18 protein-coding genes are annotated in these 13,331 nt (G+C 61.0%); 11 read left to right on the top strand and 7 right to left on the bottom strand.

Going from position 1 to position 13,331, the window contains the following annotated elements; all coding sequences use genetic code 11:
• Together KAY22_RS10320 and KAY22_RS10315 are read right to left on the bottom strand one after the other, a co-directional pair.
• Window positions 1-2,069, bottom strand: a 2,069-nt coding sequence (locus tag KAY22_RS10320) for a ParB/RepB/Spo0J family partition protein (RefSeq protein ID WP_296622989.1), incomplete at its 3' end; no start/stop codon positions are given.
• A 97-nt stretch (window positions 2,070-2,166) separates the two neighbouring features.
• The gene (locus KAY22_RS10315) at window positions 2,167-3,129 is read right to left on the bottom strand and encodes a zincin-like metallopeptidase domain-containing protein (RefSeq protein WP_024337240.1); all 963 of its coding nucleotides are present in this window, start codon (window positions 3,127-3,129) and stop codon (window positions 2,167-2,169) included.
• A 571-nt stretch (window positions 3,130-3,700) separates the two neighbouring features.
• Between KAY22_RS10315 and KAY22_RS10310 the strand changes: the two genes are divergently transcribed.
• Complete coding sequence (locus tag KAY22_RS10310) at window positions 3,701-3,979, top strand: hypothetical protein (protein ID WP_006022624.1); 279 nt, start codon at window positions 3,701-3,703, stop codon at window positions 3,977-3,979.
• Between the two features lie 25 nt (window positions 3,980-4,004).
• Here KAY22_RS10310 and KAY22_RS10305 read toward each other — a convergent pair whose 3' ends face one another.
• Entirely contained in the window at window positions 4,005-4,193 is a 189-nt protein-coding gene (locus KAY22_RS10305; protein WP_006022625.1) for a DUF3606 domain-containing protein, read from the bottom strand.
• Between the two features lie 104 nt (window positions 4,194-4,297).
• Here KAY22_RS10305 and ligD (KAY22_RS10300) point away from each other — a divergent pair, with 104 nt between their 5' ends.
• Window positions 4,298-5,218 carry a non-homologous end-joining DNA ligase gene (ligD, locus tag KAY22_RS10300; protein WP_006022626.1) on the top strand — a complete coding sequence of 307 codons (921 nt, stop codon included), beginning with the start codon at window positions 4,298-4,300 and terminating at the stop codon, window positions 5,216-5,218.
• Window positions 5,219-5,599: 381 nt separating this feature from the next.
• Window positions 5,600-5,776, top strand: a complete 177-nt coding sequence (locus KAY22_RS10295; RefSeq protein WP_296622974.1) for a hypothetical protein — start codon at window positions 5,600-5,602, stop codon at window positions 5,774-5,776.
• 95 nt (window positions 5,777-5,871) lie between these two features.
• Here KAY22_RS10295 and KAY22_RS10290 read toward each other — a convergent pair whose 3' ends face one another.
• Entirely contained in the window at window positions 5,872-6,474 is a 603-nt protein-coding gene (locus KAY22_RS10290; protein WP_006022629.1) for a hypothetical protein, read from the bottom strand.
• A gap of 147 nt (window positions 6,475-6,621) precedes the next feature.
• Between KAY22_RS10290 and ligD (KAY22_RS10285) the strand changes: the two genes are divergently transcribed.
• Complete coding sequence (ligD, locus tag KAY22_RS10285; RefSeq protein WP_296622971.1) at window positions 6,622-7,560, top strand: non-homologous end-joining DNA ligase; 939 nt, start codon at window positions 6,622-6,624, stop codon at window positions 7,558-7,560.
• Between the two features lie 52 nt (window positions 7,561-7,612).
• Here ligD (KAY22_RS10285) and KAY22_RS10280 read toward each other — a convergent pair whose 3' ends face one another.
• The 3 genes from KAY22_RS10280 to KAY22_RS10270 all read right to left on the bottom strand — a co-directional run bounded on the left by KAY22_RS10280 (window position 7,613) and on the right by KAY22_RS10270 (window position 9,797).
• Window positions 7,613-8,077 (bottom strand): metallophosphoesterase family protein, encoded by a 465-nt coding sequence (locus tag KAY22_RS10280; protein ID WP_006022631.1) that lies wholly within the window; start codon window positions 8,075-8,077, stop codon window positions 7,613-7,615.
• The gene (locus tag KAY22_RS10275; protein ID WP_006022632.1) at window positions 8,074-8,544 is read right to left on the bottom strand and encodes an NUDIX domain-containing protein; all 471 of its coding nucleotides are present in this window, start codon (window positions 8,542-8,544) and stop codon (window positions 8,074-8,076) included. The genes KAY22_RS10280 and KAY22_RS10275 overlap by 4 nt, the downstream gene beginning before the upstream one ends.
• Before the next feature lie 320 nt (window positions 8,545-8,864).
• Window positions 8,865-9,797, bottom strand: coding sequence for a Ku protein (locus KAY22_RS10270; RefSeq protein ID WP_006022633.1), 933 nt, complete (start codon window positions 9,795-9,797; stop codon window positions 8,865-8,867).
• 199 nt (window positions 9,798-9,996) lie between these two features.
• Here KAY22_RS10270 and KAY22_RS10265 point away from each other — a divergent pair, with 199 nt between their 5' ends.
• From KAY22_RS10265 to KAY22_RS10240, 7 genes are all read left to right on the top strand, one after another.
• Window positions 9,997-10,338 carry a hypothetical protein gene (locus KAY22_RS10265; RefSeq protein ID WP_296622967.1) on the top strand — a complete coding sequence of 114 codons (342 nt, stop codon included), beginning with the start codon at window positions 9,997-9,999 and terminating at the stop codon, window positions 10,336-10,338.
• A 46-nt stretch (window positions 10,339-10,384) separates the two neighbouring features.
• The gene (locus KAY22_RS10260; protein ID WP_006022635.1) at window positions 10,385-10,834 is read left to right on the top strand and encodes a hypothetical protein; all 450 of its coding nucleotides are present in this window, start codon (window positions 10,385-10,387) and stop codon (window positions 10,832-10,834) included.
• 93 nt (window positions 10,835-10,927) lie between these two features.
• Entirely contained in the window at window positions 10,928-11,563 is a 636-nt protein-coding gene (locus KAY22_RS10255; RefSeq protein ID WP_366514081.1) for an SOS response-associated peptidase family protein, read from the top strand.
• Window positions 11,564-11,645: 82 nt separating this feature from the next.
• Window positions 11,646-11,738: a hypothetical protein gene (locus KAY22_RS27930; RefSeq protein ID WP_366514080.1), complete on the top strand. Its 93-nt coding sequence runs from the start codon at window positions 11,646-11,648 to the stop codon at window positions 11,736-11,738.
• 37 nt (window positions 11,739-11,775) lie between these two features.
• Window positions 11,776-12,150, top strand: coding sequence for a DNA polymerase IV (locus KAY22_RS10250; protein WP_366514079.1), 375 nt, complete (start codon window positions 11,776-11,778; stop codon window positions 12,148-12,150).
• Between the two features lie 348 nt (window positions 12,151-12,498).
• Window positions 12,499-12,627, top strand: a complete 129-nt coding sequence (locus KAY22_RS10245; protein WP_296622951.1) for a hypothetical protein — start codon at window positions 12,499-12,501, stop codon at window positions 12,625-12,627.
• 219 nt (window positions 12,628-12,846) lie between these two features.
• Window positions 12,847-13,331: hypothetical protein (locus KAY22_RS10240; RefSeq protein WP_296622950.1), on the top strand; the 485-nt coding region annotated here is incomplete at its 3' end.

Genomic DNA, 13,331 nt, shown 5'->3' with positions numbered 1-13,331 from the left:
TCCTGATCCTCCTCGTCGGCGAGGAATTCGGGCAGCCGGCCCGCCTCGCTCTCCTGCTCTGACGCCGCATCGGGATCGAGGAGACGCAACGGCTCCGGCAACCAACCCGAGCCATCCAGAAGTCGTTCAGCCTCCTTGGCCATGTCGGCCTTCTTCAGATGGTCGATCAGTTGCGCCGACGACTCGCCCTTGGCCTGCCGCACGGCATCCAGAATACGCGGCTTGGTAACCCGGCCGAGATAGTTGTCGACGGTCGGTCGCCAGCCGGCCTGCACCATGTCGAGCCCGACCGCGCGCGCCAGCACATCGGCCTGGTCGAGACGCGTGCGAACGCCATGGGCGGAGACGCGACCCTGATTGTAGCGATTGGCTGGCTCATGGACGGCGTTGACCGCAAACGACGCACAGTGGGCGAACAGCGACGCCTGTGCACCACCATCGAGAGCCGTCAGCGCATCCCAGAGATCGTTCTCGCTCTTTGGCAACCGTGCCTTCCAGACCTCATGTCGCGCCTCGACTGCTTTGGCCGAGACGCTTTCCCTCAGCCCCGGAGCTTGGGCGGGAAAGTTCGGCGTGCGAAGGCTGATCTCAAGACAGCTCCCGGACGATGCGAACCGGTAAAAGGCCGTCAGCACGAAGTTATGCAGAACTGCCTGGAACGCGACCGCTGGATTTCCCGCCAACGCATCACGCAATGCAAGTGTACGATGCGCCGTCAACTCGATGATGAGACGATCCGGCAAAGGTTTGGTCGCGTCCTCATCATCCTCCTCGGCATCAGCAGCGCCGCCTGCGACCGCGATGACCGTGCGCTGGACGGAAGGGCCCACTTCAAGACCTTCGGTCGACGACGCATCGGCGCCCTGCCCGACATCAGGATCAGTTGCCGGCACCTCGTCCTCCGGCCGGACGTAACCCCGGTCCACGGCGAGGCGTCCTTCGGAGTCGATGCTGATGAAGACACCAGCTCGGGCGATCTCCGCCGGTTCGTAAAGCATCGGCCGGTCTTCGAATGCAGCCAGGGCCGACTCGATTTCGCCGAGACGCTGATCGACCTCGTCGGGCAACTCGTCGGCATCCCGGTAGTCGACTTCCAGCTTGGCTTGCTCGGCGTTCAGCGCATCGATGGTGGCCTGCTCCTCAGGCGAGAGATCGACGGGCTTGCCTTCGATTTGTCGTAGGCCTTGAGTGTGACCGTAGGGGAAATCTACGGCGACCGAGATCCACTTCCAGCCTTCGGCAGCAATCGTCTCAGCTTCGGCCTTGAGCTTCTCGGTTACGAGGCGGTCGAGCAAGACGACGTCCTGAAGCCAGCCGCCGTCGTCGTGCTCGAACAGATCCCGCAGAACGCCGCCACCCGCGCTCTGATAGGCATCGAGGCCCACAAATTGGGCCCGGGGATCGGAACCGCGCACGGTGTTCTCCGTGAGCAGCCGGCGGATCTGGTATGGCTCGTCATAACCGGAGCGGCTGACATTCTCCCAGACTTGCTCCTGGCGGGCGTGATCGGCCGTGACCGAGAACGCCATGAGCTGCTCGAGGGTCATGCCGTCTTCGGCATAGACCTCATGCAGCTTTGGCGAGACCGACGCCAGGCGCAGGCGCTGCTTGACGATTGCAGGGTTCACGAAATGACGCGCGGCAATGTCTTCCTCGCTCATGCCGAGATCGCGGAGTGTCTGGAAGGCCCTAAACTGATCAAGCGGATGCAGGCCGACCCGCTCATCGTTCTCCGCCACCGAATCGTCCTCGGCGATGCCCCCTTCACGCACAACGCACGGCACCGCCTGCGTCTTTGACATCCGCTTCTGTTTTACCAGGAGCTCGAGAGCGCGATAGCGCCTGCCGCCCGCTGGCACCTCGAACATGCCGGTCTCGTTGCCATCTGCATCGACGACGGCCCGGACACTCAGACCTTGCAGAAGCGTACGCTGCGCGATGCTCTCGGCTAGCTGCTCGATCGAGACACCGGCCTTGACGCGGCGAACGTTCGACTGGCCGAGCACGAGCTTGTTGAAGGGAATGTCCCGAGAAGGGGACAGCGTGATCTTTTGTACGGCTTTCGTCATTTTGGCTCTCCACGACGGGTGGCCGTGAGACTCTCTCTCGGCTTCCAACCCGTCGCGAACAGCCTCCCCTCCTCTCACTCTCGCGCGAGGCCAGGCATCACGCCGTCTCGTGATCGGCGACAGCCGAATCCAGCGATGCGGGCTCAATGGACCCGGGAACGAAACCGAGCAAATAGTCCGCGGCCTTGCTCGCCTGCGAGGCGGCCCGCACGATGGCGCGATTGTCTTCACGCAGGACTTCGAGCCAGGAGCCGATATAGTCGGCATGGCGCACGGTGGGGACGATCCCTAGCGACGCGCAGCTGAACGCGGAACTCAATTCGGCGACCAGCTCTTCGAAGGCATATTTCTTGGTACCGTAGGATCCGCTCTGGTCGCGATTGAGACGCGACGGGTGCCCAGTCGCATGACCGAGTTCATGCAAGGCCGTACGGTGCCAGTTGATGGGTTCGAAATAGGCCTGCGGCGGCGGGACCTGAACATAGTCTTCGGCTGTTGCATAGAATGCGCGATCTCCACCGATCCGAAATGGAATTCCGCTGGCCGTGATCAGGGCATCGACCGTCGGTTCGATGAGGCCGGCCGGCGGCGGCGGCGCAGCGGTGGCAATGTCGTCGGGCAGTTGCTCGCACTGATCGGTGTTGAAAACGGTAAATCGCTTGAGGAACGGGATCGCCTGCGCGTCTTCGCCGGTCTCGGCGGCGCGGCGCTTTTCATCATTCGGCACGAAACGATCCGCGTAGACGACGGTAGTCCCGCGCTCTCCCTTGCGAACGTGGCCGCCAAGAGAGAGTGCCTGGCGGAAAGTGAGCCAACTTTGACCGGTAAATCCGCGTTCGATCACGACTCCCCAGAGGATGAGGATGTTCACACCACTGTATTGCCGGTTGGTCGACGCATTTTTCGGCATGGCCAGCGGCGCTTTCGCCGCGGCAGTACCCCAGGGCTGAACCCAGGGGACGCGTCCGGCCTCAAGCTCGGCGATGATCTTGTCGGTGATTTCGTTGTAGAGGTTCGCCCGGTCCTGGCCGGCGCGCGCGCAAGCATTAGGGTTTGACATCGCGGGTCTCCGCGACGGGCACCGCGAGCCTCTCTCGCAGATTGTAACCCGTCACGGAAAACCAGCCTGCACTCTTACTCTCAGCTTCTTGCCTTAGGCCGCAGGCCTGATCCGGCGTGCGCCAGGGGCGCATCGCCCCAAGAGAAATGGCACCCGCAGGAGCGTGAGCATAGCGACGCCGAAGGCGGCACGCGGGACCGAGTGCAGCGACGAGACCGGTTAAAAGGGCACCCGGGAACGGGGCAGTGATAACGATCGCCGCAGGCGAGCCCCTTTTCCGAGTGCCCCCGGCGAGGAGCACCAAAGCTCTGGCGCGAGGGATCGAAGCCGCAGGCCGAGACGCGGCGCGGCTCGGTTCACGAGAGCCCGGTGCGGCCCTGGCCGCACGCGCACAACCACTAAAAGACTTGAGCGAAAGTGATGCTGGCAATCCTGCGAGAACAGCCTGGCAATTTCACAGTGGTCTCAGAACGGGCGAAAACCTTGTCCTCTGCTGACTGAGAATCCCAGCCTTGTGTTAGCAGCCGGAACAAACGGCGGACCACTAGATTCGTGTATTCGGAGTTATTCAATGCTGATGACCAGTGAGCGAAGGCCGGCGATACGGACACTGCAGGGTTGGGCGATCCACGTGCTCCAGGAAGCGGGCGCCATCCGCGAATGCGAAGAGCATGGTTGGATGCAGGACCGCGCCGATCCGCATGCACGAGAGCGAGCCTTCGATATTGCCCGTCGAGACCCGCCAGCAGACGTCTCCCGTCAAGCCGCGGAGGCCGCGCTTCACGACGTGCTCGACTCGATTGGCGATACCTGCCCAGAATGCCCCCCTGACGAGGAGGACCCGCGCTAAGCACCGACGCCGACCCGTCTGCTACTCAGCGGCCTAGCCGTTTCTCCACCCGCTTGCGCGCGTTGCCGACCTTTTTGACGGCCTTTTTCACCGCCGGCGCCGACTTTCCGGTCTTCTTCGCCTCGTACTGCACTTCGTAGTCCTGCCCGCCTGCCACCCGCGCCCGGTCCTGCTTTCGTCCGCGCGCCGTTTTGCTCTTCTTCGCTGCCGCCATCGGTGCCTCCTGTTGGGACATCGAAGCAACGCGACAGGGATTCGCAGGTTCCGGAACGATTCGAACTGTGCCAATTTGAATCGGCTGTAGCGTGGAGTTCTTCAGTGGCGTTTCAGCGTAACAAGCCGGCGGCTATCGGCGTCAAGGCGCCTTTCCCCGCCTTCATCGAACCGGCCCTGGCATCCTCGACAGAGAAAGTGCCGTCGGGAGAGCGCTGGATCCACGAAATCAAGTTCGACGGCTACCGTGTTCAGGTCCATCTGGCCAACGAGACGGCGAAGATCTCCACCCGGCGCGGCCACGATTGGACGCACCGCTTCAAGAAGGTCGCTCATGACGCCTGGCGGATCAAGGCGAACTCTGCGGTGGTGGACGGCGAGATCGTGGTGCCAGCTGCCGATGGCACGACCGACTTCTCGGTCCTGCAGAACGAGCTCAAGGGTAAGTCGAGGAGCATCGTGCTCGTGGCGTTCGATCTGCTCTATCTGAACGGCCGAGATATCCGGAAGCTACCGCTTTTTCAGCGCAAGGCCGAACTCAAGAAGATCCTGACCGGCACCGACATCCAGTTCAGCGAAAGCTTCGCGATAGACGGCCGCGAGATGTTTGCGCACGCCTGCAAGCTTGGCCTCGAAGGTGTCGTCTCGAAGGTCCGGGACGGCGCCTATCCGGCCGGACGCACGAATGACTGGGTCAAGAAGACCTGCGTGCAGCGTGAGACCCTGACTATTGCGGGTTTCGCGCTCGATGGAACGAAGTGGGACGGCATCTACGTCGGCCGGCGTAAGGGCGACGATCTAATATACGCCGGGAAGGTGGACCATGGATTCGACAAGGCATCAGCCGCCGACCTTCAGAAGCGTCTGAAGCCGCTGATCCGCAAGACGCAGCCTTATGCAAAGCGGATTGCGCACAAAGGAATCTGGGTCGAGCCCAAGCTGCTGGCCGAGATAGAGTACCGTGCAAAATCAGCGGAGGGAAAAGTCCGTCATCCCTTCTTCAGGGGGCTTCGGGAGGATCTGTAATGGATGCCTTTGACCGCTTCTGGGAGTGGGCGGAAAAGCCGCTCGATAGTCCGCTGACGATCCCTGCGGAGCTCCATCGAGCGGTTATGGAGCTGTCTCCGGAGGACAGGCGGGACCGCGCAAAGGTCAATGAGGCCGCAGGGCGGGCGGTTTCCGACCGATAGTTACCAGCGAGCGCCCAGTCTGAGCGCGCCCGCTCGAGACCCACCATTCAAGATTGACCTGCTTGAATTGGACAGTGTCCGAATTCGCGAAACGGAGTATGATCTGGTCATCACCGGCAAAGGCACTCTGCCCGCGGGCACCGGTGACTGAGAGACCAATCGCGCTCCCGCCTGCAGCAGGAGCCACCAATGTCTCATTATTCCGAACGTGTCATCCTTGCCCGTCACCATGTTGCCAAAGGACGTCAGATCGTCGAAAGGGCAGCAACGGATGGTCCGCAAGGGTGGCGCAAACATCGCAGAAGCTCTGAAGCTCCTGGCTCTCTTTGAAGCAACGCAAAATATCTTCGAGGATGATCTGGAGCGCATCTTGCGGGAAGAGCGCAACTGCTAAGGCTCGCGACTTGGCAGTTTAGAGTCTGGCAATTTCCGGTCTCGGCGGCAAATCAGGCGTTAACGCTAAGACACGAGATGGTCGCACTTTGAGACCTAGCCTCGCGCGCGTCGTAACGCGACTTCCAACCGGGCCTTCTCCTTTTCCCAACGCGCTTCCTCGTCCCGCGCGCTTTCCTCAAGAACTTCGAGCTGTTGTTGAATGTCAGCGGCCTTTTCTTCGTGCTTGCGACGGGCCGCGTCCAAGGCACTTTGCGCCTTGTCGACGGCGTGCTGCCGTCGCTCACGCTCCTTCTGCCGGACGGCCTCCTCCTTGGCACGTTCGCGCTCCCGTTGCATCTGCTCCTTCTCTAAAGCAAGTGCAGCCTTCCGGTCGGCCGCATCGTCGTGGGCCCGCTTAGAAGGCTTCCGCGGTTGACGGCGGCCTGTCTTCTTTGAGCTGCCGCTGGCAAGGTCGGTAGGTAGCTCGGCATGCTCCCTGAATGGCCCGTTGGAGCCGACGGGTCTCTTCAGAACGATGCCCGGCGCAGCCATAGTCGCCTCGATGACGTCCGGATCGTCGCTTTCCTTCGCCGCGCCCTGGTGGAAGAGATTGCTGTCAGCGCCCCAGGCTTCGAGGGCCGCTTTCATGGAGGGAGCGGCGATCGCCAGATCGAAGAAGCCCAGCGAGGTCTGATAGGTCTTCAGTTTTCTGGCCATCGGTCTGATCCGCCCTCGTCGATCGTCAACGTCTCGCACGCCACCATGCCTGCGGAACACGACGCGGCCCCGAAGCGTTCCCCAATCCTTGAAGGACGTCCATGCATTTCGCAACGCGCTCTTAAGGATTGGCCTTGAATGAGCCGGATGTCGACCCTGCCCAAGCGCCTGCAGCCGATGCTTGCTACGCTTACCGAGGCGCCGTTCGACGACCCCAGCTGGGTTTTCGAGGACAAGTACGACGGCTTCCGGATGATCGCGGAAATCCGGCGGGGCAAAGTTGCGCTCTACAGCCGCAACGGCAAGATAATCAGCCGCAGCTATATTGAGGTCGCCAAAGCGCTGGAGGGCGTGAAGGGCGACGCCGTGATCGATGGTGAGCTTGTCGCGATCGGTAAGGATGGCGTCTCACATTTCCAGTTGCTTCAAAACGCGCTGCGCCATGAGGCGAAGCTGCTGTACTGCGCCTTCGATCTCATGTTTGAGAACGCAGCGGACTTGCGCAACCACCCCCTCCTCGAGCGGAAGAAGCGGTTGAAGGCAATACTGCCGCGCGACAAGTTGATCGCCTTCAGCCATCACCGCAAAGCGAACGGCATGAAATTCTTCGCCGAGGCCGAGCGGAAGGGTCTGGAAGGCGTCATGGCGAAGCGCGCCGACAGCGCGTATGCGTCCGGAAGCCGGACGGCGGATTGGCTGAAGATCAAGACAGCAAAGCGGCAGGAAGTGGTGATCGCGGGCTTCACGGCGCCGAGGCGTACAAGACCATACTTCGGCGCCCTGGTCCTCGCCGTGCGGGAAGACGACACATGGCGCTATATCGGACATGTTGGCACTGGCTTCAGCCACAAGGTCCTGGAAGACCTCCACGCCAAGCTCGTGAAGCTGACGATCCCGAAATCACCCTTCCCTGCCAAAGTGAAGGACGAGGCCGCCACGACCTGGGTCAAGCCCTCGTTGGTCGCCGAGGTCAAATTTGCGCAGTGGACGAGCAAGGGCGAACTGCGCCAGCCCGTCTACCTCGGGCTCAGGTCCGACAAGCGGGCGAAGGATGTCGTGCGTGAGCGAGAACGTCCGCGCAAGTAGCTTCCCTTCGGCGAAAGCCGGCAAAAAGGATTGATGCACTCTCCGCCGACACTCACTCGCCTCCAAGGTCGTGGATTTCCGGTCGCATGCCGTCAGGCGTGAGTTCGAGCGTCGCAAACGTGATCGGCAGCTTGAAACGCCGAGGTCCCGCGCTGCCGGGATTCAGGTAGAGAATGCCACCGACCGTGTCGATCTTCGGTACGTGGGAATGCCCGGAGACGATGACGTCGAAGCCGGCGCCGAGATCGGTCTTCAGCGTCTTCAGGTCGTGCAGAACGTAGATCGACTTACCTGCCAGACGGACGAGTTTCGTGTCGGGGTAGTCGCGAGCCCACTTGCCACTGTCCACGTTTCCACGAACGGCCGTGACGGGTGCGATCCGGCGAAGCGCGTCGACGATCTCGGGGCGTCCCATGTCGCCGGCATGAATGATGTGATCGACGCCCGTCAGGCCTCGCTCCGCCTCGGACCTCAACAGGCCGTGCGTGTCCGAAATGACTCCAATCCTGAACATCATTTCCCGACGCTCTCAGCCGAGATCGCCAAAAGACGATCGAGAAACTCTACCTGAGCGGACAGCATCTTGGTCCGCGCTAACTCGATATCAAACCATTCCGCGCGGTCGACTTCGGGAAAGCTCTGCCGTCGACCGCTTCGAGGCGGCCATTCGACATCGAAGGTATTGCTGGTCAGTGCTGCCGGATCAAAGTGTCCCTCGCCGCCGAATGCGATGACGCGCTTGCCTCCTCGCTGTCGGACCTCCCCCAGCGCCTGGAGTGGACCAATCGAAGCGCTCGGGCCGAGTTCTTCGGCAAATTCTCGTTGAGCAACGTTCTCCGGAACATCATTGGCATCGATTTCGCCCTTTGGAATGGACCAGGCGCCATCATCCTTCTCACGCCAGAACGGACCGCCGGGATGAACGAGCAGAACCTCGAGCCCCCGAGCTCCTCCCTTGCGGTATGCGAGAATGCCCGCGCTCAAGGTCGATCTCCTGGAAGTCTTTTTCACCGCAGCCATATGGCTCCTACTTTGCAGAGCAATCGAGAGCCGGCGAGCCGTCGTCCCGCCATACGGGACCGCGTTCGCCAAGCGCCTGCTTAGCTTCGTCCGCGGTCCTATGCACCGTTACTTCGGCCTCGCGCTCGGCCGCCTTCCTGGCGCACGCACCTACCCGCCGGGTCGCCATTAGACGGCGACGAGATGATCTCGCGTGACCTCGTTGAGACGGATTTGCCATTCGCCAGAGCCTGCCACGGACGACGAAGGAGTGCCGTCCGGCGTCACCGGATGCTTCACGACACCTAAGCCGACTTCCGCTGCGGCTTGGCCGCCGGCTTTTTCGCCGCGGCCTCCTTCGCCGGCTTCTTGCCTGCGATCGGCATCAGCATTTCCTTCTGCCCGGCCGCCGCCTTGCGCGGCTTTTTTCCTGATTTCTTGGGTGCCTCTGTCGCTGAGGCGCCCTCTCTTCCGATGCTCTTTCGCAGCGCGTCGATCAGGTCCACCACGTTCTCGCCGCGGGGACGCGCTTTCGCGGTGATGGGTTTGCCGGCGCGCTTCTGATTGATCAGTTCGATGAGGGCGGTTTCGTATTGGTCTTCGAACTTGTCCGGCTCGAAATGGCCCGCCTTCTGATTGACGATGTGCTTGGCGAGATCAAGCATGTCCTTGGTGACTTTGACATCCTGAATGTCGTCGAAATACTCATCAGCTGAACGGACTTCGTAAGGATAGCGCAGTAGCGTTCCCATCAGGCCCTTGTCCAACGGCTCCAGCGCGATGATGTGCTCGCGATTGGTCAGCACCACACGGCCGATCGCGACCTTGTTCATCTCGCGGATGGTTTCCCGAATAACGGCGAAAGCATCGTGCCCGACTTTACCGTCGGGACGCAGATAGTAGGGGCGAATGAGATATCGCGGATCGATCTCGCTGCGGTCGACGAACTCGTCGATTTCGATCGTTCGCGTTGATTCCAGTGCGACGTTCTCTAGCTCCTCCTTCGTCACCTCGATGAAGGTGTCCGTGTCGACCTTGTAGCCTTTGACGATGTCCTCGTTGTCGACCTCCTCGCCGGTATCGGCATCCACCTTAGCGTACTTGATCCGATGGCCGGTCTTTCGATTCAGCTGGTTGAACGAGACCTTTTCGGATTCCGACGTGGCCGGATAGAGCGCAACCGGACAGGTGACGAGGGAAAGACGCAGGAAGCCTTTCCAGTTGGCGCGGGGGGCCATCGCGGGGAACTCCATTACTGATGCCGGATTAAAGACGAACGACCGGGCTTGGTTCCGACATCGCGACCCGCCCCACAGCGGGATTTTTCTCATCGGCCTGCCTGGCCGGACTCGACATTTGTTCTTGTTATGTTCTAATTCGGGCATGACCGACCGACCCGCGAGCTGGCGCATGCCGACCCCGAAACAGATGGAAAAATTGGCCGCTGAAGCCGACCGCAGACGAGCGCCGCCCGCTGCGGGTCCAGATGCCCCCCTCCCGGCCGAATATTGGGAATCGGTCCTGAAAGACGCACGCGCCGGCACGACCGGGGCTCAGATGCGGCAGCGACGTCTTTCCGAGATTCAGCGTCACGTGCTGCGCGTCTCCTGCCGCCGCTGCGAGCGGACCGTGGAAATCCAGACCGCTGATGCCGTTCGACTGTATGGCGCCAACGCGCTCTGGAAGGACGTCGCGCAGCGGCTGCTCGACAATACCTGCCGGCAGCGCACCGGCAGGCATGAAGAAGACGGGTGCTGGCCAGCGTTCGAGACGCCGTAGCCGCTCTGGATTTGCCGATCCGATCTCTTTGCGCCTGGATGTCTGGATGGCCCCGAAGTATCACCCTACGCCCTTGTCGGGCGGCGATCGCAAGGCTCTGGCGAAAGAGCTCGGCAAGGCACGCGCGATGGCCAGCATGCTGGCGACCCAATCGGCGGAGATGCGGGCCAAAGGCGGGGCGATGATCCAGCAAGCCGACAGGCTGCTTTGCGAAAGCTGGAACGAGCGGATGTGGAGTGACGGCGAACCGATCGATCCGTCGCCGACCATCGATCAGGCCGTAAATGGAGGCTTCCCCTGGCTGGAGATCAGGTGCGCGCGCTGCAAGACGCCGAGCGATGTCGACCTGGCCGCGATGAAGCACCCGCCGACCACCTTCGTGCACGATCTCGCCAGCCGGCTGCGCTGTCGCAAATGTGCCAAGGCCGGCCGGCGTCCATCCGCGACTCTGCTACAGTTGACCTGGCAGCCGCGCCACCCTCGAGCCGAATCCTGACCGATGTGCAATCTTTATTCGATCACGACCAATCAAGCCGCGATCAACGCGCTGTTCCGCGTTGTCAACCGATACGTTGGAAATCTGGCGCCGATGCCGGGGGATTTTCCCGACTACAAGGCACCGATCGTGCGCAACGGAGTGGAGGGCCGCGAGCTCGCTACGGCGCGATGGGGAATGCCGTCGTCATCAAAGGCGCTGATGGACGCCACGAAGAAGCGAGCCGAGAAGCTGCAGGCCAAGGGCAAGGCAGTGGATTTCAAGGAATTGCTGCGAATGGAGCCGGACGGCGGCACGACCAACATCCGCAATGTGAAGAGCAAGCACTGGACGCGATGGCTGGGGACTGAAAATCGCTGCGTGGTGCCGTTCAACTCGTTCAGCGAGTTCAACAAGGCCGAGGGCGGTGATATCTGGTTCGCGCTCGATGAGACACGTCCCCTCGCCTGCTTCGCCGGTATCTGGACCAACTGGACGTCCGTCCGGAAGGTCAAGGAAGGCGAGACGACCAACGACCTCTACGCGTTCCTCACGACGGAGCCCAACGCCGAGGTCGGCGCCATCCACCCCAAGGCGATGCCGGTGATCCTGACAACGCCAGATGAAGTCGAGACCTGGATGACGGCCCCTGCGGACGAAGTACTGAAATTGCAAAGGCCGCTTCCGGACGGAAGCCTCCGGGTCGTCGCTCGCGGCGTCAAGGAAGACCCAATAGGGCCGACGACGTGACGGACGAGACCGACTACCAAACGGGGCCAGCACCGCATCAGCGCAAGATCATTCTGTCGATATAGACATCTTCTACGCATCAGTGGAGCAGCGGGACAATCCGGACTTGCGTGGCAAGCCAGTCGCTGTGGGCGGGATCGAAAGAGCGCGGTGTCGTAGCTGCAGCGAGCTATGAGGCGCGAAAGTTTGGAGTTAGGTCGGCATTGCCGTCAGTGACAGCCAAACGGCAATGCAAAGAGCTAATTTTCGTAAAGCCGCCGCGCTTCGAAGTCTACAAGGAGGTCTCTCGACACGTCCGGACAATCTTCGCGGAGCATTCTGACGTCATTGAGCCCCTGTCGTTAGATGAGGCCTACCTAGATGTCACCGAGAACATCCAAGGCCTCCCAATCGCGACAGAGATCGCGACCTTGATTAGAGTCAAGATCCTGAGCGAGACAGGCCTGACCGCGTCTGCCGGCATCTCTTACAATAAGTTCCTGGCAAAACTTGCGTCCGACCAACGGAAGCCCAACGGACAGTTCGTGATCACGCCAAAGATGAGGCCGAGCTTCGTTCAGGATCTCCCAGTCGGCAAATTCCATTGAATCGGACCGGCGACCAGTGCGAAGATGCATGGCCTTGGCATCTTCACCGGCATGAATATGCGCAATCAGTCGCTCGAGTTCATGAACGCCAATTTTGGGAAAGCTGGGGCGTATTATTACTGGATCTCGCGGGGGATTGACGAGCGTCCTGTCCGTGCCAACCGAATCCGAAGGTCCGTCGGCGCCGAAAGCACGTTTCGCGGGACTTGGCAGACCACGAAGCGCTGACCATCGAACTGCGCCCACTGGTCGACAAGGTCCGGCAACACTGCGAGGCGACGGGCGCGCGAGGCCAAACGGCGATCCTTTTCAGATTTCGAGCTGATCACTCGCAGCACGTCCGTACGCATGAACGACACCGCGGACGATCTCTCTAGCCTGGCTCTTGAACTATTAGCGCAACTTATGCCGCCAAAGAGGCCGATCCGGTTAATCGGTATCTCTGTTTCGGGGGTTTGTTGGGTCAGGGCTCGATGATGATCAATTGCCACTCATGCTGGCTTGATTTGGCGGGTCCAACCGCATCTCGTTGCTGCTTGCAATAGGTGCCATCCACTCCCCCAATTTACACAGAGCATGCTTGGGAAAACGCGCAAAATATCGCTTTGCAGTCGATAACTCTGACCCAAAGCATATACTGCGCTATCATATACGAATCACCGCATTTGTACTGTTTCAAGGATGGATTACGGCGCTATGGCGCGAGCTACCATGCAAGGCAAAGCGACGCTCGACGCACGATTCAAGTTTGCTGATACCGCGTTTTCGAGCGGCACCGAAGGTTGGAATTCTCAACTTCGTTTTGCCACCGGCATCGCCGACGGCGAGGACTATCTTCTTCGTCTGTTCAAGAAGACCGGAACCCCGCTGGACGAGGACCTGAAGCGGCTCATCACGCACGGCCTCAGGCGTGTCCGGCGTGTTCTGTCGTCACGCCGTGCGCGCCAGTTATTGGTCGAGGTTCTTGAGATCGTCGAGGACCAGGAAGAGATCGGTATCTTAATGGTTGATCCTGGCAGTCCGATCTGCGGGTCATTGCACAGGGTTCGAGCGCGAGAAGGCCGGCTGCTTACGACGACCGGCCGCAAGATGTTTTGGCGCAATATCTTGCGCGTAGCTGAAGGACTTGCACTTTGTCATGATGCGGGCATCGTGCACGGCGCTGTCAGCGAACATACGAT

The sequence above is a fragment of the Rhizorhabdus sp. genome (genome assembly GCF_018006725.1).
Classification (GTDB): domain Bacteria; phylum Pseudomonadota; class Alphaproteobacteria; order Sphingomonadales; family Sphingomonadaceae; genus Rhizorhabdus.
Note: the sequence above shows the minus strand (reverse complement) of the source record. Positions and strands in the feature narration are given on the sequence as shown.